21 protein-coding genes are annotated in these 20,024 nt (G+C 69.4%); 16 read left to right on the top strand and 5 right to left on the bottom strand.

All coding sequences use genetic code 11. The features are described 5' to 3' along the window. Positions 1–24: 24 nt before the first annotated feature. Together EV649_RS13495 and EV649_RS13490 are read left to right on the top strand one after the other, a co-directional pair. A complete protein-coding gene (locus EV649_RS13495) occupies positions 25–1,095 on the top strand; it encodes a DUF917 domain-containing protein (protein WP_130383790.1) in 1,071 nt (356 codons plus the stop codon). Beyond that, the gene (locus tag EV649_RS13490; RefSeq protein ID WP_130383789.1) at positions 1,092–2,630 is read left to right on the top strand and encodes a PucR family transcriptional regulator; all 1,539 of its coding nucleotides are present in this window, start codon (positions 1,092–1,094) and stop codon (positions 2,628–2,630) included. Before EV649_RS13495 ends, EV649_RS13490 begins: the two co-directional genes overlap by 4 nt. A 22-nt stretch (positions 2,631–2,652) precedes the next feature. Here EV649_RS13490 and EV649_RS13485 read toward each other — a convergent pair whose 3' ends face one another. The 3 genes from EV649_RS13485 to EV649_RS13475 are packed head-to-tail and all read right to left on the bottom strand — an operon-like array spanning position 2,653 to position 5,677. After that, complete coding sequence (locus EV649_RS13485) at positions 2,653–3,615, bottom strand: aldo/keto reductase (RefSeq protein ID WP_130383788.1); 963 nt, start codon at positions 3,613–3,615, stop codon at positions 2,653–2,655. Continuing rightward, entirely contained in the window at positions 3,615–4,364 is a 750-nt protein-coding gene (locus tag EV649_RS13480; protein WP_130383787.1) for an SDR family oxidoreductase, read from the bottom strand. Before EV649_RS13480 ends, EV649_RS13485 begins: the two co-directional genes overlap by 1 nt. Beyond that, positions 4,361–5,677 (bottom strand): L-fuconate dehydratase, encoded by a 1,317-nt coding sequence (locus EV649_RS13475; RefSeq protein ID WP_130383786.1) that lies wholly within the window; start codon positions 5,675–5,677, stop codon positions 4,361–4,363. The genes EV649_RS13480 and EV649_RS13475 overlap by 4 nt, the downstream gene beginning before the upstream one ends. Before the next feature lie 172 nt (positions 5,678–5,849). On the opposite strand from EV649_RS13475, the gene folP reads away from it, so the two are divergent. From folP to EV649_RS13450, 5 genes are read left to right on the top strand one after another with little or no spacing between them, the layout of a single operon-like run. After that, a complete protein-coding gene (gene folP / locus EV649_RS13470) occupies positions 5,850–6,662 on the top strand; it encodes a dihydropteroate synthase (protein WP_130385007.1) in 813 nt (270 codons plus the stop codon). Beyond that, positions 6,662–7,387, top strand: a complete 726-nt coding sequence (locus EV649_RS13465; protein ID WP_130383785.1) for a pyrimidine reductase family protein — start codon at positions 6,662–6,664, stop codon at positions 7,385–7,387. The genes folP and EV649_RS13465 overlap by 1 nt, the downstream gene beginning before the upstream one ends. Before the next feature lie 3 nt (positions 7,388–7,390). Continuing rightward, positions 7,391–8,074 (top strand): class III extradiol dioxygenase subunit B-like domain-containing protein, encoded by a 684-nt coding sequence (locus EV649_RS13460; RefSeq protein WP_130383784.1) that lies wholly within the window; start codon positions 7,391–7,393, stop codon positions 8,072–8,074. Positions 8,075–8,087: 13 nt separating this feature from the next. Continuing rightward, positions 8,088–8,687 (top strand): TetR/AcrR family transcriptional regulator, encoded by a 600-nt coding sequence (locus EV649_RS13455; protein ID WP_130383783.1) that lies wholly within the window; start codon positions 8,088–8,090, stop codon positions 8,685–8,687. 33 nt (positions 8,688–8,720) lie between these two features. Next, positions 8,721–9,653 carry an alpha/beta hydrolase gene (locus tag EV649_RS13450; protein ID WP_130383782.1) on the top strand — a complete coding sequence of 311 codons (933 nt, stop codon included), beginning with the start codon at positions 8,721–8,723 and terminating at the stop codon, positions 9,651–9,653. Here the strand turns inward: EV649_RS13450 and EV649_RS13445 are convergent. Next, complete coding sequence (locus EV649_RS13445; RefSeq protein WP_130383781.1) at positions 9,650–10,294, bottom strand: hypothetical protein; 645 nt, start codon at positions 10,292–10,294, stop codon at positions 9,650–9,652. The two genes, EV649_RS13450 and EV649_RS13445, sit on opposite strands and share 4 nt — an antisense overlap. Before the next feature lie 117 nt (positions 10,295–10,411). On the opposite strand from EV649_RS13445, the gene EV649_RS13440 reads away from it, so the two are divergent. Beyond that, a complete protein-coding gene (locus EV649_RS13440; RefSeq protein ID WP_130383780.1) occupies positions 10,412–11,050 on the top strand; it encodes a hypothetical protein in 639 nt (212 codons plus the stop codon). Here the strand turns inward: EV649_RS13440 and EV649_RS13435 are convergent, their stop codons facing one another. Beyond that, positions 11,051–12,037, bottom strand: a complete 987-nt coding sequence (locus EV649_RS13435) for an iron-siderophore ABC transporter substrate-binding protein (RefSeq protein WP_130383779.1) — start codon at positions 12,035–12,037, stop codon at positions 11,051–11,053. It lies immediately after the preceding gene. Positions 12,038–12,102: 65 nt separating this feature from the next. Here EV649_RS13435 and EV649_RS13430 point away from each other — a divergent pair, with 65 nt between their 5' ends. From EV649_RS13430 to egtD, 8 genes are all read left to right on the top strand, one after another. Beyond that, positions 12,103–13,119 (top strand): iron ABC transporter permease, encoded by a 1,017-nt coding sequence (locus tag EV649_RS13430; protein WP_130383778.1) that lies wholly within the window; start codon positions 12,103–12,105, stop codon positions 13,117–13,119. Next, the gene (locus tag EV649_RS13425; protein WP_130383777.1) at positions 13,116–14,144 is read left to right on the top strand and encodes an iron chelate uptake ABC transporter family permease subunit; all 1,029 of its coding nucleotides are present in this window, start codon (positions 13,116–13,118) and stop codon (positions 14,142–14,144) included. The genes EV649_RS13430 and EV649_RS13425 overlap by 4 nt, the downstream gene beginning before the upstream one ends. A gap of 3 nt (positions 14,145–14,147) precedes the next feature. Then, complete coding sequence (locus EV649_RS13420; RefSeq protein ID WP_130383776.1) at positions 14,148–14,921, top strand: ABC transporter ATP-binding protein; 774 nt, start codon at positions 14,148–14,150, stop codon at positions 14,919–14,921. Continuing rightward, positions 14,918–15,577, top strand: a complete 660-nt coding sequence (locus tag EV649_RS13415; protein ID WP_130383775.1) for a (2Fe-2S)-binding protein — start codon at positions 14,918–14,920, stop codon at positions 15,575–15,577. The genes EV649_RS13420 and EV649_RS13415 overlap by 4 nt, the downstream gene beginning before the upstream one ends. 170 nt (positions 15,578–15,747) lie before the next feature. Continuing rightward, positions 15,748–16,968, top strand: coding sequence for a glutamate-cysteine ligase family protein (locus EV649_RS13410; protein ID WP_130383774.1), 1,221 nt, complete (start codon positions 15,748–15,750; stop codon positions 16,966–16,968). Further along, complete coding sequence (egtB, locus tag EV649_RS13405; protein ID WP_130383773.1) at positions 16,965–18,317, top strand: ergothioneine biosynthesis protein EgtB; 1,353 nt, start codon at positions 16,965–16,967, stop codon at positions 18,315–18,317. Before EV649_RS13410 ends, egtB begins: the two co-directional genes overlap by 4 nt. After that, positions 18,317–19,060 (top strand): ergothioneine biosynthesis protein EgtC, encoded by a 744-nt coding sequence (gene egtC / locus EV649_RS13400; protein WP_130383772.1) that lies wholly within the window; start codon positions 18,317–18,319, stop codon positions 19,058–19,060. The genes egtB and egtC overlap by 1 nt, the downstream gene beginning before the upstream one ends. Then, entirely contained in the window at positions 19,057–20,022 is a 966-nt protein-coding gene (egtD, locus tag EV649_RS13395; RefSeq protein WP_130383771.1) for an L-histidine N(alpha)-methyltransferase, read from the top strand. The genes egtC and egtD overlap by 4 nt, the downstream gene beginning before the upstream one ends. Positions 20,023–20,024: the final 2 nt, after the last annotated feature.

Here is a 20,024-nt window from a genome sequence, read left to right as displayed (position 1 = left end):
GTCCGCCAATGGCAGGATCCCCTCATGGGCACGGTCATCCGGGAGCAGGACCTGGGGGCGCTGGTTGTCGGGGTTACGCTGCTCGGCTCCGGTGGTGGCGGGGACACGGGTGCGTTCGGCCGGATGCTGCGCCGTCGGCTCGGTGCGGGCGAGTTGGTACTGCGGGACGCTGCCGACGTGACTGGTGTGTCGGTGAGTCCGATCGGCGTGGTCGGAGCGACCAGTGTGCTGATGGAGAAGCTTCCGGGTGGTGGTGAGTTCGACGCGGCGGTGCAGGCGGTCAGCCGCTGGACGGGTACCGAGGTCACCGGGCTGATGTCGCTGGAGGCTGGTGGACTCAACGGGCTGACACCGTTGATCGCCGCGCTGGATCTGGGCCTCCCGGTAGTCGACGCGGACCTGATGGGGCGGGCCTTGCCGCGGCTCGACCAGTTCTCATGGGCGGTGGCCGGCCGCTCGCTGACACCTTGTGCGCTGAGTGAGCCGAGCGGTCAGGTGATCGTCGTGGACAACGTCGACGCCGCGGGTCTCGAACGAGCGGTGCGCAGCTTCGTCGCGCACACCGGCGGGTGGGCGGTGCTCGCACTGGCTCCTACGCCAGTCGAGGCTGCGGCGGCGGACGCGGTGCAGGGCAGCCTGACCCGGGCGCTGGCACTCGGCCGAGCCCACGCCGCCCTCGAGCCTGGCGCCACCCCGGCTGATGTTGCTGAGGGCCTGGGCGGGCGGTTGCTGGGCACCGGTCGCGTCGAGGAGGTCGCCCGCCACCTCATCGGCGACGGAGGCGCAGCGTTCGGACGCGGCAGTGTCTGCGTCGTCGACACCGGCAGTCGCGCAGTCATCCGGATCGAGACCGAGAACGAGTACCTGCTCGCACTGGTCGACGGCACTCCCGTGGTCACCACACCGGACCTGCTCTGTGTCCTGGACCGCCGTACGCTCCAGCCCATTGCCGTGGACGCCATCCGCAGCGGTGACGAGGTCCTCGTCTTGGCCCTCCCTGGTCCCACCTGGTGGCGTCGCCCCGACCGAATCACCCACGTCGGCCCACAAGCGTTCGGTCTGGCCTGCGCTCCGCAACTGATGGAAGCGTCATGAGGGACCTGGCGCCATCGTTGGCGGCCATGCTCAGCTCACCCGGCTGGACGAACGTGGTGGTGCTCAGCGCCGCGGCCGACGATGGTCCCCGGCTGACGGGCTCGCACGTGTTGCTGGAGGTGTCTGCGCATCCGGAGTCGCTTGACGGGCAGTTGCTCGTCGTACTGCTGGCAGATGACCACACCGACTGGCGGATCGACGCTCTGATCAGTAGGGCGTCCGCTGCTGGAGCAGGTGCATTGCTGCTCGCTGGTGTGGAGCCGTTGGGGCGCGGCGCTCAGTTGCTGGCGGAGCGGGTGCAACTGCCGGTGCTGGGTTGCTCGGACCCGCTCGCAGCACATGAGTATCTGCGACGCGTGACCGCCGAGCCAGAGGTAGTGCGGTCGGACCTGGTACTGCGGGCGGTCGCAGCGTTGCGGCGCGCGGGCGGCGACCTCACCTCGGTACTGCGGACAACGTCCGACGTACTGGAACGCCCCGTCACGTTGGCCGGAGCTGACGGCGGCACGCTGGCCGGTGGGCCGTTGGAGGCTGGTGAGCGTACGGCGTTGGTGGCTGCGTTGCCGCGTGTACCAGTGGCGTGGGCAGCGCCGTACCGGGTTGATCTGCCGAGTGGTGCGGTGCTGATCGCGGTTGCTGTGGTCGGTGTCGGTCCGGTGTGCTGGTTGGTCGCACGGCTGCCCGGTGTGGTGCCGGCTGAGGTTGCCGCCGTACCTGATGTGCTCAGCGTCGTGGCACCGGCGGTGGGGGAGCGGCTGGCGTTGCGGCGGCTGGAGTTGGAGCGGGACGCCCGTCAACGTACGTCGTTGCTTGGTGAACTCCTGCACGGCGAACCGTCTGAGGCGACGCGGCGGCGCGCGGTGGATCTCGGATGGCAACTCGACGGCTGGCACACGGGCATCCGGATCGGCGCCGAGGGGCAAGTGGATGTTGCTGGTCGACGCACCGATGTGGTGGAGGCGTTCGACGCCGAGGGGCTGCGGGCGGTGGTGGTGGAGCAGGGCGACGGCTGGTCCGCGTGGATCACCGCCGTACGCGAACCGACCTCGACCGAGGTGCAGCAGCAGGCCGCCGTGATCCGCCGCGTTCAACGCCGACTGGTGCAGACAGTGGACGCGTACGTCGGCGTCGGGCGAGTGCAGCCGGGTCCGAGTGGAATCGCCACGACACTCGCTGAGGCGGGCGACGCGGCCGGTCTGGCTCGTGGGCGAGCTGAAACGGGTCGCTTCCTCCATGTGGACCGTCTGGGCCTGGCGCAGCTTCTGCTGGCCTGGACCCGGACCGATACGTTCCAGCCCGCTGCGCAGGCGCTGCTGGCTCCGATCAAGGACCAGCCTGGTGACCTGGTCACCACGCTGGCCGTCTACCTGGATACCGAGTCGTCCCTGGCCGAAACAGCCGCAGTACTAGGCATCCACCGCAATACGGCCGCCGCCCGCATCACCAAGATCCAGCACCTGTTGGGCGTCGACCTCACGAACCCGGACGAACGCCTCGCCCTCCACCTCGCCTCGCGCACATCACCTACGGAATAGAGGACTGCGCTAGGCGATGGGCCTACGGAGTAGGTGCGTCCTCGCGTAGTAGGCCGGCTGACTTCAGGTCCGACCAGAGGGCCGTGGGGACCTCGGTGCGAGCGAGGGTCGCGTTGGTTTGGACCTCTTCCGCGGTACGGCAGCCGACGGCGATGCCCGCGACCGCCGGGTGTGCCAACGGAAACGCGATCGCCGCGGCCGGCAGCGTGGTGCCGTGAGACTCGCACACATCCGCGAGCTTGTTGGCCTTGTCGATCAGCGCTTGCGCCGCCGGCTCGTAGTTGAACGTGGTCCCGGCCGCGGGCCGCGGCTGCGACATCAGCCCCGAGTTGAAGATGCCCACAGCAACGACCTGGACGTCGTTCTCCAGGCAGGCCGGCAGTACGTCGTCCAGACCGTCCGGATCGATCAACGTGTACCGGCCGGCCAGCATGATCACGTCGATGTCGACCTCCCGCACGAACCGGGTCAGCATCGCCGACTGGTTCATCCCGGACCCGATCGCGCCGATCACACCCTGCTCCCGCAGCTCGATCAGCGTCGGGAACGCGGTCGCGACCGCCTCCTCGAAGTGATCGTCCGGGTCGTGCACGAACACCACGTCCAGCCGATCGGTCCCGATCCGCCGCAACGAGTCCTCGATGCTTCGCAGTACGCCGTCCCGCGAGAAGTCCCACCGCCGTCGGCGCCGCGTGTTGACCGCGAACCCCTCGTCGTCGGGTGCGTCGGCGTCCGCCTCGTAGATGATCCGCCCGACCTTGGACGACAGGACGTACTCAGAGCGCGGCTTCCCGGCCAGCCCCAGACCCAGCCGTTCCTCGGCCAGCCCGAGCCCGTAGTGCGGCGCGGTGTCGAAGTATCGCCAGCCCTCGTCCCAGGCCGCGTTCACGGTCGCGATCGCCTCGGCGTCGGTCACCTCACCGAGCAGACTGCCCAACGGGGCACCGCCGAGGCCGACGCGCTGACCTTCCGGAAAGAGCCTCATCAGCGGGCCGCCGGAATCCGCAGGTTCTGCATCCCGCCGTCGACCGCCACCGCCGTACCCGTGGTGGATCCGGAGAGCGGGCTGGCCAGGTACGCGATCGCCTGGGCGACCTCGTCGGCCGACACCAGGCGGCCCATCGGCTGGCGCGCCTCGAGGGCCGCACGCTCCGCGGCCGGGTCCGCCGCGACGTCGAGCAGACGTCCGACCCACGGTGTGTCCGCCGTACCCGGGTTCACGCAGTTCACCCGGATCCCTTCCCGCACGTGGTCCGCGGCCATCGCCATCGTCAGCGCCAGGACGGCGCCCTTGCTGGCCGAGTACAGCGCCCGGTTCGGCAGGCCCGCGGTGGCGGCGATCGAGCAGGTGTTGACGATCGCGGCCGCGTCCGACTTCCGCAGGTGCGGCAGCGCGGCCCGGGTCACGCGCGCGATCCCGACCACGTTGACGTCCAGCACGCGGTGCCATTCGTCGTCGTCATTCGCAGTCACGTTGCCCTGTGCGCCGATGCCGGCGTTGTTCACCACGATGTCGATCCCGCCGAGCTGCAGCGCGGCCGCGGCGACCGCGTCCCGCACCGAGTTGTCGTCGCTGACATCGGCCGCGATCCCGGACAGTGGCTCGGGGACGTCCGGCTTCAGGTCGAACACGACCACCTGGGCGCCCCGGGAGGCGAGCAACGAGGCAGCGGCGAGCCCGATCCCCGAGGCGCCTCCGGTGACAACCGCGCGGAGGCCGGCGAAATCAGTCACTTCTTCTCCTTGTTCAGGTCGGTCCAGATCTTGCCACCCGGGAACCGGAAGTCGGTCAGCGTCTCCGCGTCCATCTCGGCGCCGAACCCGGGCCGCACCGGTGCCACGTAGTGCCCGTCCCGGATCACCACCGGATCCAGGAAGTGCTCGTGCAGGTGATCCACGAACTCGATCACCCGGTCGTCCAGCGAACCGCTCACCGCGACGTAGTCGAACATCGACAGGTGCTGGACCAGCTCACACAGTCCTACCCCACCAGCGTGCGGGCACACCGGTACGCCGAACTTCGCCGCCAGCAGCAGGTTCGCGATGTTCTCGTTGACGCCCGCGACCCGGGCCGAGTCGAGCTGCAGGACCGACAGAGCTTCGGCCTGGAGCATCTGCTTGAACACGATCCGGTTCTGCACGTGCTCACCGGTCGCGACCTTGATCGGCGCGATCGCCCGCGCGATCGCCGCGTGCCCGAGGATGTCGTCCGGGCTGGTCGGTTCCTCCACCCACCAGACGTCGTACGGCTTCAGGGCCTCGATCCAGGTGATCGCCTCGCCGACGTCCCAGCGCTGGTTCGCGTCGACCGCGATCCGGATGTCCGGGCCGACGGCCTCGCGGGCCAGTTGCATCCGGCGGATGTCGTCGTCCAGGTTCGCGCCGACCTTGAGCTTGATCTGCGTGAACCCCTCGGCGATCGCCTCGTGGCAGAGCCGGACCAGCTTCGCGTCGTCGTACCCGAGCCAGCCGGGGGTCGTCGTGTACGCCGGGTAGCCGCGCTCGCGCAGTACCGCTTCCCGCTCGGGGCGACCGGCCTCGGCCTTGCGCAGGATGTCCAGCGCCTCGTCCGGCGTCAGCGCGTCGGTCAGGTACCGGAAGTCGACCAGGCCGACGATCTGCTCCGGGGTCAGGTCGGACAGCAACTTCCACAGCGGTACGCCGGCGCGCTTGGCGGCCAGGTCCCACACCGCGTTGACGACCGCGCCGATCGCCATGTGCATGACGCCCTTCTCGGGGCCCAGCCAGCGCAGCTGCGAGTCGTGCACGAGCGACTTCCAGAACCCGCCGAGGTCGTTCAGCGTGGAGTCCAGGTCGAGCCCGATGACGTGGTCGCGGAGCGCCTCGATCGCGGTCGTCTGGATGTCGTTGCCGCGACCGATCGTGAACGCGAACCCGTGCCCCTCGAGCCCGTCGCCGGCATCGGTCCGCAGGATCACGTACGCCGCGGAGTAGTCCGGGTCGGTGTTCATCGCGTCGGAGCCGTCCAGGTCGAGCGACGTGGGGAAGCGGACGTCGTACGTCTCGAACTCGGTGAATCGTGGCATCGAGGACCCGATCTGCTGCGTGGGCGGACTGTCGGGACGAATCCTATAGGATATGGGGCTATGGCGATAGGTGGACCGGTCGGTCCGCCCCCGTACAGTCGGTCCCGTGAACACAGGCGACGGGGTGCTGCGGCTGGGTAGCCGGTCCTTCGGGCCGGGCGAATTCGCGCTGATGGCGATCGTCAACCGGACGCCGGACTCGTTCTTCGACCGCGGGGCGACGTACGCGACCGACGCGGCGTTCGCGGCGATCGACAAGGCCGTCGCCGAGGGGGCCGACCTGGTCGATATCGGTGGCGTGAAAGCCGGGTACGGCGAACCGGTCAGCGAGTCCGAGGAGCTCCGCCGGACCGTGGACTTCGTGGCCGCGATCCGCGCCCGGCACCCGGACCTGGTGATCAGCGTGGACACGTACCGCAGCGGTGTCGCGCGGCAGGTCGCAGAGGCCGGCGCCGACCTCATCAACGACACCTGGGCCGGCGCCGATCCCGACCTGGTGAACGCCGCCGCCGAGGCCGGCACCGGGCTGGTCTGCAGTCACGTCGGCGGTCTCTCACCGCGCACCGATCCGCACCGGATGGCGTACGACGACGTGGTCGCGGACGTGATCCGCACGACCACCGCCCTCGCGGACCGCGCGCTCGCCGCCGGCGTCCGGCCGGACGGGATCTTGATCGACCCGACGCACGACTTCGGCAAGAACACGTTGCAGTCGCTGGAGCTGACCCGCCGCCTCGACGAACTCGCCGCCACCGGCTGGCCGGTATTGGTCGCGGTGTCGAACAAGGACTTCATCGGCGAGACCCTCGAACTGCCACCGGGGCAGCGCGGCAACGGTACCCTCGCGGCGCTCAGTGTCTCGGCCTGGTTGGGCGCCCGCGTCTTCCGCGTGCACGACGTACCGGCCGCGCGGCAGGCCCTCGACTTCATCGCCGTACTGCGTGGCACCGCGCAGCCCGCTGGAACCCGAAGGAGCCTGGCTTGATGCGCCGCCTGGACGATCTGAGCGACGAGGAACTGATCGCGGCCTACGAGGTCGCGGACCGAGCGGTGCCGCACCTGCGCGCCAACTTCGTCAGCAGCCTGGACGGGGCGGTCGAGATCGACGGTCAGTCGAAGGCGCTGTCGAGCGACTCCGACAGCCGGGTTTTCAGCGTGATCCGGCGGTTGGCGGACGTCGTCCTGGTCGGCGCAGGGACGATCCGGGACGAGGGCTACAACCCGCTGAAGCTGTCCGCGAAGGCACGCGAATGGCGTACGGCGGCCGGGCTCGCCGAGAACCCGACGCTCGCGATCGTGTCGTCGCGGCTCGAGCTGAGTCCGGTGAATCCGGTGTTCAAGTCCGCCGTACGGCCGATCGTCGTCACGCATGCGAGCTCACCGGAGGACCGCCGGGAGGCGCTGGCGGAGGTTGCCGAGGTGCTCGTACTAGGGGAGGCCGAAGTCGACCTGAAGGCGGTCGTCGACGAGTTCGCCGCGCGCGAGCTGACGCAGATCCTGTCCGAGGGCGGGCCGCATCTCCTTGGTGCGTTGACCGCGGCCGATCTGGTCGACGAACTGTGTCTCGCGCTGGCGCCGCTGCTGGCGGGACCGGGATCCAGCCGGATCATCGCCGGGGCCCCGTCGACTCTCACCCGGCGGATGAAGCTCGAGACGGCTCTGTCCGCGGGGGACGACTATTTCTTCTTCCGCTACGTCCGGGAGGCCTGAGGCGTGCCTGTCGTTGCTGCCGCGGTCTGCCCGCATCCGCCGCTGCTCGTGCCTGAGGTCGCGTCCGGCGCCGCATCCGAGCTCGACGACCTGCGCGCCGCCTGCCTGGCAGCCGTCGAATCACTCGCCACCGCAGCGCACGTAGTGGTGATCGGCGCCGGCTCTCCGCGCACTTACGAAGCCGAGGCAGGTGGCGCGTTCGTTGCCTACGGTGCGCCTGGTGTCCGGGTCGGTTCCGGTCCAGCGGTCCTCCCGTTGTCGCTGGCGATCGGCGGCTGGTTGCTTGAGCAGACCAAGGCCGCGCAGCTGCCGCGCACCTATCGCGCGATCCTGGCCGACACCGCGCCTGACCTGTGCGTACAACTCGGACGAGAGATTGCTGACAGCAACGACCGCGTCGGCCTGCTGGTGATGGGCGACGGCTCGGCCCGCCGCAGCGAGCACTCGCCCGTACACCTCCATCCGCGCGCAGAGATCTTCGACACCACGGTCGCAAACGCCTTGCAGCACAGGGATCTCGACGTACTCAAGGCCCTCGATCCAGACCTCGCCGACGAACTGCAGGCCGCGGGGCGCGCGCCGTGGCAGGTGCTCGCCGGAGCCCTCGAAGGTACGTCGCTCTCCGGCGACCTGACCTACGAAGCAGCGCCGTACGGCGTCGGATACTTCGTCGCGAGCTTCAGCTAGAGATACTGGCCGGGTGACTGAGGAACGGACGGGGTATCGGCGGTCGGCGAAGTCGCCGCGGGGTGAGGCGCGGCGGCGCGAGTTGCTGGACAAGGTGGCGGACGAGCTCGGGGTCAACGGGCTGGTCGACTTCTCGCTCCGGCGGGCGGCGCGCGCGGCCGGTACGACGCACAAGGTGCTGCTGTACCACTTCGACGGACCCGAGGACCTGCTCACGCAGGCGGTCCTGCAACTGCGCGAACGTCGGATCACCCGGGCGATGGCTGCCGCTGGCGAGGGGCCGGACAGGCCGTTGGCGGACCGGGTGCGGTCGATGTGGCCGACCCTGATCGGCGTCGAGTCGGGGGTGCTGGACCAGGCGATCGGGCTCGCGATGTACGACGCCGGGCGGTACGCCGACCTCGCGCGGTCGGCGTCGCGCCAGTACTTGCCGGCGTTGCTGTCGCTGTGCCCGGACGGGTGGGAGGACCAGCGCAAGACCGAGGTCGCGGAGCTGATCCTGGCGACACTGCGCGGATTCCTGATCGAGTGGCGGACGAGCGGGGACGCGGCCGGGATCGAGGCCGGGTTCGCGGCGCTGCTGCGGGCGCTGGAGCGCGAGGAGCAGGCCTAGACAGTTTTGCGAACCACGTGGTTCACTTTCAGGATGCGCGAGAAGGTGAGCTTCACGAGTGGCGGCGTCGCGTGCGCGGCCTGGCACTACCCGGGGACCAACGGCGGGTGCGTGGTGATGACCGGCGGCTTCGGGGTCACGAAGGAGCCGGGGACGGACCGGTTCGCGGAGCGGTTCGCCGCGGCCGGCTTCAGTGTGTTGGCCTTCGACTACCGCAACCTCGGCGAGAGCGAGGGCGAACCGCGGCAGGTCGCGCGCGTCTCCGATCAACTGGCTGACTGGCGGGCCGCAATCGCCTACGCCAACACGCTCCCGGGCGTCGAACGGGTGGCGATCTGGGCGTTCTCGCTGCCCGGCGGATACATCGTGCAGCTCGCCGCGGAAGGCCTCGGCATCTCGGCGGCGATCGCCCAGTCAGCCAACGTCGACGGTCCGACCGTGACCCGCAACGCCTCCCGCTACCAGACGCCCGGCAGCGCGCTCCGCCTGATCGGCCGCAGCCTGCTCGACCTGGCCGGGAGCCTCGTCGGCCGTCCGCCTCGACTGGTGGATCTCGCCGGCCCGCCCGGGACGGTGGCGCTGCTCAACACCCCTGACGCTCAGCTGAGCAACGCGACCCTCAACCCCGGCAACCGCTACCCCGAATGGCAACAGGCGATCGCGGCCCGTTCCGTCTTCCCCGCTGCGCGCTTCCGCCCGGCCAAGTACGCGTCGCAGGTCCGCTGCCCGATCCTGTACGTCGTCTGCGAGGACGACCAGTCCGCTCTAGCAGCCCCGACTCTCAAGGCCGCCGCCAGCACACCGAACGCCGACGTACTCCAGGTCCCCGGCAACCACTACGCGCCCTTCCTCGACGCACACGAACAGGTGGTCGACGCAGAACTCACCTTCCTCAACCGTCACCTGGCGCTTTCCGGAAACAAACAGTCACCTGCTGCCGAAAACCTTCCGGAAACCACCGGTTAGCCGGACTCGATCGGGACATCCGGCCATCGGGGCGCGGTGTTGGCGAGGTCGTCACGGCCCGCGGTGCGTAGTTGGTCTACGAGCTCGTGGCGGGCACGGCGTACGGCGGCTACCGCCTCGGCAGGCGTGGTGTGCGGGCCGGACCAGTTGCACACCGCGTCCCCGGCGTACCAGTCACCTGTGGCGGAACGACGTACATGTGCTGTTGCCAAACGAGCAGCAGGGAGCGGGAAACCAGCGAGTTGTACGACGGCGTCGACGGCGACCACCGGGGCGGACAGGTCGAGGAGCGGACGGAGCTCGACCGCGTCCGTGAGGACGAACTCGTAACCGCTCGGCGCGCGCTCGCCCAACCAGGCAAGGGCCTCCTGCGCGGTCTCGCGAAGCAGTCGGGCGTTGTCCGGATCCGCCAGTGTGTGCACCCCGCACTGTCGCGTGTGCGTCGGCCGCAGCTCGTTCTGCCACAGCCGCACCTGCAGCTCGTCCCGCCCCGACAACCGCCGCCCGAGAATCCGCGCCAGCCCGACGACATCGAAGTTCAACTCGTCCGGCGTCCGCTTCCGCCCCGGCTCGGACGCTTCCCCAACCTGCGTCCCACGCGTCGTCCACGGACCGACATGCCATCGCGTCAGAGCCGTCATACCCCGAACCCTAAACTCCGTCACTCTCCGCAGTGGACGCTCGCACGGTTTTGGTCCATGGTTGAGCATCACACCGTGGCCGGGGGCCATCGGACATGTCACGTGGGGGGAACCACTGTGCACAAGAGCAAGACAGTCACGCCTGCCGGGGACCCGGACCAGAAGAAGCAGTACGCCTGGCACCGGCATCCGGCGCTGATCGCCGCGATTCCCGCGGTCTTCGCGCTGATCGGCAGCATCCTGACCATCGTCCTCGGCCAGTCTGGCGTACTACCGGCCGCCATCAATCCGGCCCCACCGCGGACCACCATCCTGTCGACCACCACCGCGACTGCAACCACGACCGCCACCAGCACGGTCACCGAGACCGTGACGGAGACGCCGGTCGCCCAGATCACTGGTCCAGGGAGCTCCAGCACACCGCAGACCTTGTCGCCCGGCACGTTGGCCATCACCATCCGGATGGGCGCCAGCGGCAGGATCGGACCGGGCGAGTATCGCGCCGGCTCGCTGCCGACCGCCAGCGCCCAGGTGCTGGATGAGACCGGCAACTACCCGGCCACCGGCTGCTATCCGACCTGGGTGCTCAAACGGGGATCCGTCGTCATCAAAACCGCGCGTGGTGAGTCTTGCGGCCAGAGTTTCTACTTGTCCCGCGACTCGCTGGAGGTTCGGGGCGTCTATAGCCTGACGGTGTCCGTCGTGACCGAGGCCGGGGCCAAGGGCACGAAGACCGAGGACTTCAAGGTGAGCTGATCAGGCGGGCTTGACGGGTGCCGGTACGTCGAAGGTCTTGGCGAGGTCGGTGAGGATGGACCAGGCGCCTTGGAGGCCGACGGCGGTCATCCAGGTGAGGTCGGGGACGTCGTGGACCTTGGTGGCCAGCGGCTTCCACAGGGGGTTGGCCTTGAACTGGGCTTCGGTCTTCTTGCTGAGGCCCTTGTCGTCGGCGTATGTCGCCACGAAGATCGCGTCGGCGTCGGCGTCCTTGATCCGTTCCGGGCTGATCTCGAGCGCGAAGCCGGCGACGTCCTGCGACTTCGGCCGCTTCAGGCCGGCGTCCTTGAGCACGATCCCGGAGTAGCTCGCGTTCTGGTACAGCCGGGTCGGGCCGTCGACGAACCGCACCACGGAGATGGTCGGATCACCGGCCTTGGCGTTGATCGCGGCGCCGACCGTCTTCGCGGCCTGCTCGTACGACGAGATCTCCTTCTCGGCCAAGTCCTCGGCGCCGACCGCCTTCGCCTCGAGCCGGATGTTGTCCTTCCAGGTCGCCCCGGTGGTCTCGGACATGATCGTCGGCGCGATCGCGGAGAGCTGGTCGTACAGCTTCTCGTGCCGGACCTTCGCGCTGATGATCAGGTCCGGGTTCAGCGCGGCGATCTTCTCCAGGTTCGGCTCGGCGAGGGTGCCGACCGACTGGGCCTCGGAGCCGTACGTCGTCCGGTCGTCGCCGAGGTAGTCCGGCAGCTTCCCGTTGATCGTGCGGTAGTCGGTGTACCCGACGACCGGGGTGTCCAGGATCAGCGTCGCGTCCACGTAGCTGGTGTCGAGCGCGACCACCCGCTTCGGCTTGGTCTTGATCTCGGTCTTGCCCATCGCGTGCTCGATCGTCCGCGGGTACCCGGCGCTCGCGGCGGCCGAATCGGCGGAATCTCCGGAATCGCCAGGGTCCGAGGACCCGCAGGCCGACAGGGCGAGGGCCGCGACAGCGAGCAGGGCGGTGATGCGGGGCAGGCGCACAGGTGTCTCCAAGCAACGGGATAAGGTGACTCACGACCTCAGCGAAGTAAGGCAAACCTAACCATATGTGCTCCGCCACTCCCACTGCGAGTCGACCGGTACGCCGTGCCGCCGCACTCCTCGCCCTGGTAGTAGTCCTGGTGCTCGCGTTCGCCGCCAGCCTCGCGCTCGGCTCGCGCTGGCTCGGACCGGGCGCCTTGTGGCACGCGCTGACTTCGAACACCGGCTCGGACCCGGACGTGATCGTGCGCAGCCTGCGGTTCCCGCGGACGGTCGTCGCGGTCCTGATCGGGCTCTGTCTCGGGATCGCCGGCACGTTGATGCAGGGGCACACCCGCAACGCGCTGGCCGAGCCGGGCATCTTCGGTGTGAGTTCCGGCGCGGCGTTCGCGGTCGTCCTCGGGCTCCAGCTCGGAGTGGTCGAGTCCGTCTCGTCGACGGTCTGGGTCGCCTTGCTGGGCGCGTTGATCGCGACGTTCGCCGTACAGCAACTGGCATCGCGGGGGACCGGCTCGACTCCGGTCGGCCTCGCGCTCACGGGCGCGGCCGTCGCGGCGCTCCTCGGTGCGCTGACGTCGGCGATCGTGCTCCTCGATGCGGACACTTTGGACAGCTACCGGTTCTGGGCGGTCGGGTCCGTTGCCGGCCGCGGGATGGATGTCGCCGGCCAGGTCCTGCCCTTCGCGGTGATCGGTTTGCTGCTCGCCGCGGTCAACGCCCGTGATCTCGACATGCTTGCTCTGGGCGACGATGTGGCTGCGGGCCTCGGGCTGTCGATCCGCCGGGCTCGGTTGCTCGGGCTGGGCGCGATCGGTCTGCTCACCGCGGCCGGCGTGGCCGCGTGCGGCCCGATCGGGTTCCTGGGCCTGCTGTCCGGCCACGTCGCGCGACGGATCTTCGGTGCCCGCAACACCTGGCTGATCCCGGCCGCGGGCGTCATCGGAGCGACCGCGTTGGTACTCGCGGATCTCGTCGGGCGCCTCGTCGGCGGCGCGGGCGAAGTACAGGCGGGTGTCGTCCTCGGCATCGTCGGCGCCCCGATGTTCGTGCTCGTCGTACGTCGCCGGGCGGTGGCCCTATGAGATCGCGGACGGTCGTCCTCAGCATCTTGTTCGCGGCCCTCGCGATCGTCGTCGCGCTGGTCTCTTTGAGCGTCGGTACGACGAAACTCCCGCTGGCGGACGTGGTCGAGGTACTGCTCGGCGGCGGCCGTCGTGGCACCCGGCTCGTCGTACTGGAACTGCGCCTGCCGCGAATCGCGACCGGACTGCTCGTCGGTATCGCCTTCGCCGTGTCCGGTGCGCTGCTGCAGACGCTGTCCCGCAACCCGCTCGCCAGCCCGGACATCGTGGGTGTGAACTCCGGTGCGTCCGCGGGCGCCGTCGCGGTGATCGTGCTCGCCGGCACCGGCGGCGGCAACATCTCGGGCGTCGCGGCCAAGGTCGGGATCCCGTTGGCCGCGGTCCTCGGCGGGCTGCTGGCCACGCTGATCGTCGGTGCGTTGTCGATCCAGCGCGGCGTGGTGGACGCGGGCAAGGTGGTGCTGATCGGCGTCGGGATCGCGGCCGCGGCGAACTCGCTGGTCGCCTGGCTGTTGGTGATCGGCGACGTCAACGACGCCGGCCGGGCGGCCGCCTGGCTGGCGGGCTCGTTGAACTCCCGGGCCTGGAGTGATGCGATCCCAGTCTTGATCGCCGTTGTGCTGCTGTTGCCGGTAGCAATGATGTTCAACCGGGACCTGTCCGCGCTGGTGCTCGGTGACGACGTGGCGTCGTCGCTCGGCGTCAGGGTGGCGCGGATCCGGCTGGTGCTGCTGGTGATCGCGACGGTGCTGGCCGCGATGGCGACCGCCGGAGCCGGACCGATCGCGTTCGTTGCGTTGGTCGCGCCACAGGTCGCGCTGCGCCTGACCCGGATGGAACGACCGCCGTTGCTGACCACTGCGATGCTGGGCGCGCTGTTCGTCGTACTGGCTGACCTGTTGGCGCGGAACGGGCTGCAGTGGGCGCAGGTCGGCCCGTACGAGTTACCTGTCGGAGTGCTCACGGCCGCGTGCGGAGCGCCGTACCTGCTTCACCTCATCGGCCGTCAGCAGAAGGGACGCTGAACCGTGCACGTCGAGAACCTGACCCTCGCGTACGACGCTGCTGTGCCGGTGGTCGACGGACTGACGCTGGAGGTGCCGTCCGGTCAGCTGACTGCGGTTGTCGGGCCGAACGGGTCCGGCAAGTCCACACTGCTGCGTGGGATGAGCAGACTGCTCGCTCCGAAGAGTGGGCGAGTGCTGCTGGACGGCAAGGACATTCACGAGTTGCCGGCGCGTGAACTGGCCCGCAAGCTCGGTGTTCTGCCGCAGGGGCCAGTGACGCCGGAGGGGATCACGGCAGCCGAGTTGGTGTCGCGGGGACGGCACCCGCATCGCGGTCTGTTCGGGCGGCTGACGGGCGAGGACGATGCCGCGATCAACGAGGCGCTGCAGGCAGTAGAGCTGACAGAGCTCCGCGACCGGCCAGTTGACCAGCTGTCCGGCGGCCAGCGGCAGCGGGTGTGGATTGCGATGGTGCTGGCCCAGGGGACACAGCACCTGTTGCTGGACGAGCCAACGACGTACCTGGACCTCGCACACGCGGTAGACGTGATGAACGTGGTCCACGCGGCGGCAACGACGGGGCGGACCGTCGTGGCGGTGCTGCATGACCTGACGCTGGCAGCGCAGTACGCCGACCACCTGGTCGTGATGGGGGACGGGCAGATCGCTGCGCAGGGCCGCCCGGTCGACGTACTGACAGCGACGTTGCTGGACGAGGTGTTCGGGCTGAAGGCCACGGTGGTGGAGGTCGGCGGCGCACCGGTCGTCGTACCGGATCGTAGGCTGGCTGGATGAGCTACACCGTGAGCCGTCTGGCGGAGGTCCTGGCTGACTCGGTCAGCTGGATGTCTGTGCGTACGGCGGATGCGGTGCCCGGACCGGACTGGGTCTCGTGTGCGGACCTGATCGCGGAACAGCAGGCCGGTGGCGACCCGACGTACTCGTGGCGCGCGGCCGCAGCGGCTGACTACGCACGGGACTACTCGATCGAGCCGCCGGTGCAGGTCGCGGCCATGTTCACGCTCATGTGGTACGTCCAGGTGCCGTCGCTGGTCGCGGGTGTGACCAGTGCAGTCACCGGGATGTCTCCGGACGTGTCGCCGTCGTCATTGGCGTTCAAGCGGCACCCGGTCGCGCACTACCCGGCAGAGGTCGCGCTGCTGTCGGACGAGGTCGTGCCACTGGCTACGGCGGCGGTACAGCTCAAGGACCACACCAAGGCGTTTCTGGACGGCTACCAACCTGGTGTGAAGCTGGGGTCGCTGCAGCGATTCGGTGCCGTGGACGACGAGGTGCGGGCGGCGATCCGGCTGTCGGAGGATGCGCCGTACGCCGACCGCGCGGCGACGGCATTCGGGGTGTCGCTGGAGGAGAAGTTGCGCACATCCTGCTGCTACTTCTACGTGCTGCCGAACGTGGCCGCCTGCACCACCTGTCCGCGCTTCCGCTGACCCGATTTCGCTCAGAGCTGAACCAGCGCTGGGTTCGTCCGGATCCGGCCGGAAACTGTCGGTGGCCTCGGGAAGCATGGTCGGCATGAGTCGACACACACCCCAGACGTCACCGGCAGGTAATTTCTGGTCGGTTGTCCAGCCCCTGGCCCGGAGCTAGGTTCGCTGACGTGACCTCGTCCGGTGGTTCTCCGGCGACGACTCCGATCGGCTCCCGGGCCGAGGCGGAGGGCTACGTCGCGATGGTCTGTTTCAAGCACGGTCCACCTCGGCTGTACGGCGTCGAGCTCGAGTGGACCGTGCATCATGCGGATGATCCGCACCGGCCCCTCGACGCCGGCCGACTGAGCGAAGCCCTGGGCGTGCACGCCCCCGCGACCCTGGTCCGAGGCAGTCCGCAACTGCCGCTGAGCCGGGGCGCGCTGGTCACCGTGGAGCCGGGTGGCCAGGTAGAGATCTCCGGCCCCGCGTCGGACTCGATCCCGCAGCTGATCGACGACACCGCCGCCGACGCGGCCGAGCTGACGGCTCTGCTGCTGGATGCGGACCTGGTCCCAGGCGACTACGGCCTCGACCCCTTCCGCACACCCCGCCGCATCCTCACCGTCCCGCGGTACGCCGCGATGGAACACGCCTTCCGGCGCCTCGGACCGCACGGGCCGCGGATGATGTGCAGCACCGCCGGCCTGCAGATCTGCCTCGACGCCGGCGAAACGGACCAGACCGCTCTCCGCTGGAGAGCACTGCACGACCTCGGTCCCGCTCTGGTCGGCCTGTTCGCCAACTCCCGCCGCCGCGCCGGTGCGGACACAGGTTGGGCCTCGGCCCGCACAGAGGCGACGTTCGGCACCTGTGCCCCCTTCACCGAGCCACCGCCGCTCGACACCGACCCGGCCGCTGCCTGGGCCCGGACGGCGATGGAGGCGCCGGTGCTCTGCATGCGGCGGGGCGACACGTGGGATGCACCCACCGGGCTGACGTTCGGGGCCTGGGCGGACGGACAGCTGCCCGGCGACAGACCGACGTACGACGATCTCGACTACCACCTGTCCACGCTGTTCCCGCCGGTCCGGCCGCGCGGGTATCTCGAGGTGCGCTACCTCGACGCGCAGCCGGGGGACGGGTGGATCGCCCCGACCCTGCTGCTCACCGCACTGATGTCCGCTCCGATCGACCAGGTGCTGGCCGCGGCCGAGCCTGCTGCCGGCCGCTGGTTCCCGGCAGCTCGCGAGGGGCTCAACGACACCTTGGTACTGCGTGCGGCGCGCGATGTGGTCGCGCTGGGTACCGAGGTCATGGACCGGACCGGTGCGGATCCCGAACACATCGCTGCCGTCGTAACCCGGCTGCAGCGCGTCGTCGACAACACCCACGGAAGGCGAGCTTCATGAATCACCAACTGTCCGATCTGTCGCCGGAGGGCCTGCGGGCGTTCGTCGGTGAGCAGCTCGAACGGTCCAGGGCACGGACGGTCCAGTTGACCGATGCGGTCGACACCAAAGACCTGGTCAAGCAGCACTCCAAACTGATGTCGCCGCTGGTCTGGGACTACGCGCACATCGGCAACCAGGAGGAGCTCTGGCTGGTCCGCGACGTCGGCGGCCGCGAGCCCCTGCGCCAGGACATCGACGAGCTGTACGACGCGTTCCAGCACCCGCGCGCGGACCGTCCTTCGCTGCCGCTGCTCGGTCCGGTGGAAACGCGTAGCTATGTGACCGAGGTACGGGACAAGGTGCTGGATGTCCTGGACCACGTGAAGTTCGATGCAGGGCGTGAGCTGGTGGACAACGCGTTCGCGTTCGGGATGATCACGCAGCACGAGCAGCAGCACGACGAGACGATGCTGGCGACGCACCAGTTGCGGGAGGGTGCGCCGGTGCTCGACGCGCCCCCGCCGCCTGCGGGTCGGCCGCTGCCGTCGGCCGAGGTGTTCGTGCCGGGTGGCGTGTTCGAGATGGGTACGTCGATCGAGCCGTGGGCGTTGGACAACGAGCGGCCCGCGCACGGCGTCCACGTGAGGCCGTACGTGATCGACACCGTGCCGGTGACGAACGGGGACTACCTGCGGTTCGTGCTCGGCGGCGGGTATCAGGATCCGCAGTGGTGGTCCGAGGCCGGGTGGGCGCATGTCCAGAAGGCCTCGCTGGTCGCGCCGCGGTTCTGGTCGCAGGTCGACGGCGAGTGGTGGCGGCTGCGGTTCGCGCACCGGGAGCTGTTGCCGCTCGACGAGCCGGTGATGCACGTCTGCTTCTACGAGGCGGAGGCGTACGCGAAGTGGGCCGGCAAGCGACTGCCGACCGAGGAGGAATGGGAGTTCGCGGCGCGGTACGACCCGTCGAGCGGCCGGACGCGGCGGTTCCCGTGGGGTGACGAGTCGCCCGGTCCGCAGCACGCGAACCTGGGCCAGCGGCACCTCCGGCCGGCACCGGTCGGGGCATATCCGGCGGGCGCCTCGCCACTCGGCGTGGAGCAGCTGATCGGGGATCTGTGGGAGTGGACGTCGAGCGACTTCCGCCCGTACCCGGGGTTCCGCGCGTGGCCGTACGACGAGTACTCGCTGGTGTTCTTCGGGCCCGACTACAAGGTGCTCCGCGGCGGCTCGTTCGGCACCGACGATGTCGTTGCCCGCGGCACCTTCCGGAACTGGGACTACCCGATCCGCCGGCAGATCTTCGCCGGCTTCCGCTGCGCCAGGGACCCGCGCCCCGACGAACTGCAGGCCGGGGAGCTGCACACCTGATGTGCCGCCACCTCGCCTACCTGGGACCGGCGGTCACGCTGGCGTCCCTCGTCCAGGAGCCCTCCCACTCGCTGTTCGAGCAGAGCTGGTCGCCGCGCGACATGCGCGGCGGCGGCTCGGTCAACGCCGACGGCTTCGGCCTCGGCTGGTACGTCGACGGCAACTCGGTCCGGTACCGGCGCAACGTGCCGATCTGGACCGACGACAACTTCCCGGAGCTGGCCGGCTCGATCCGATCCGGCGCCGTGATCGCCGCCGTCCGCAACGGGACCGACGGCATGCCTCATACCGAATCCTCGGTGTCGCCGTTCAAGGTCGGGAACTGGCTGTTCAGTCACAACGGAAGGCTCCCGGGCTACCCGGAGTCGACTGTGAAGTTGGCTGAGCAGTTGCCGGTCGCCGAGTTGCTGAAGCTCGACGCACCGGTCGACTCCGCGCTGCTGTTCGCGCTCGTCTCCAACCGGCTGCGCGACGGGATCACGCCCGCCGATGCGGTCGCGTCCGTCGTCCGGGAGGTGGAGTCGGTCGCGCCCGGCTCGCGGTTGAACCTGCTACTGACGGACGGGGAGCAGATCGTCGCCACCTCCTGGACACATTCGCTCCGGGTCCGGCAGACCGCCGACTCGGTGACCGTCAGCTCGGAACCGTTCGGGTCCGCCGACTGGGACGAAGTACCCGATCGTTCGCTGCTCGTGGCCACCGCCACCACATTGCAGATCACCCCGATGGAAGGACGAGAGTGACCCTCATCGACGTACATCTCACGCCGGACTATGCGGCTCGGGCATTGCGGGAGGATGTTCGGGCGGGATTGGCGGCGACGCCCAAGTGGCTGCCGCCGAAGTGGTTCTACGACGCGCGGGGCAGTGAGCTGTTCGAGGAGATCACGCGGCTGCCGGAGTACTACCCGACGCGGGCCGAGCGGGAGATCCTGCATGCGCGGGCCGGTGAGATCGCGTCGATCACCAATGCGCACACGCTGGTCGAGCTCGGGTCCGGGTCGTCGGAGAAGACCCGCCTGCTGCTCGACGGGCTCCGCGCCCACGGCACGCTCACGTCGTTCGTGCCGCTCGACGTGTCGGAGTCCGCGCTGCGGGACGCGTCCGACGCCATCAACGCCGACTACCCGAGTCTCGACGTACATGGTGTGGTCGGCGACTTCACCGCGCACCTCGACAAGCTCCCGGGTGATCCGCCGCGGGTCGTCGCGTTCCTCGGCGGCACGATCGGCAACCTGATCCCAGCCGAGCGGGAGGCGTTCTACCGTTCCGTTCGCGAGGTCCTCGAGCACGGCGAGTGGTTGCTGCTCGGCACCGATCTCGTGAAGGACCCCGCCACGCTGGTCGCGGCGTACGACGACTCCGCGGGCGTCACCGCCGAGTTCAACAAGAACGTGCTGCGGGTGATCAACCGGCAGCTCGGCGCGGACTTCGACGTGGACGCGTTCGAGCACGTCGCGCTCTGGGACGAAGACAACGAGTGGATCGAGATGCATCTGCGCGCCACCCGCGCGATGCGGGTGCTGATCCCGGAGATCCACCTGGAGATCACGTTCGAAGAGGGCGAGGAGATCAGCACCGAGATCTCCGCCAAGTTCCACCGCTCCGGCGTCGAAGCCGAACTCGACAAAGCGGGCTTCACCCCGGCCGCGTGGTGGACCGACGATGAAGCCCGCTTCGCCCTGTCACTCTGGCAAGCCGTCTAACC

Origin of the sequence: Kribbella sp. VKM Ac-2569 (assembly GCF_004216905.1) — a bacterium.
In the GTDB taxonomy this organism is placed as follows: domain Bacteria; phylum Actinomycetota; class Actinomycetes; order Propionibacteriales; family Kribbellaceae; genus Kribbella.
Note: the sequence above shows the minus strand (reverse complement) of the source record. Positions and strands in the feature narration are given on the sequence as shown.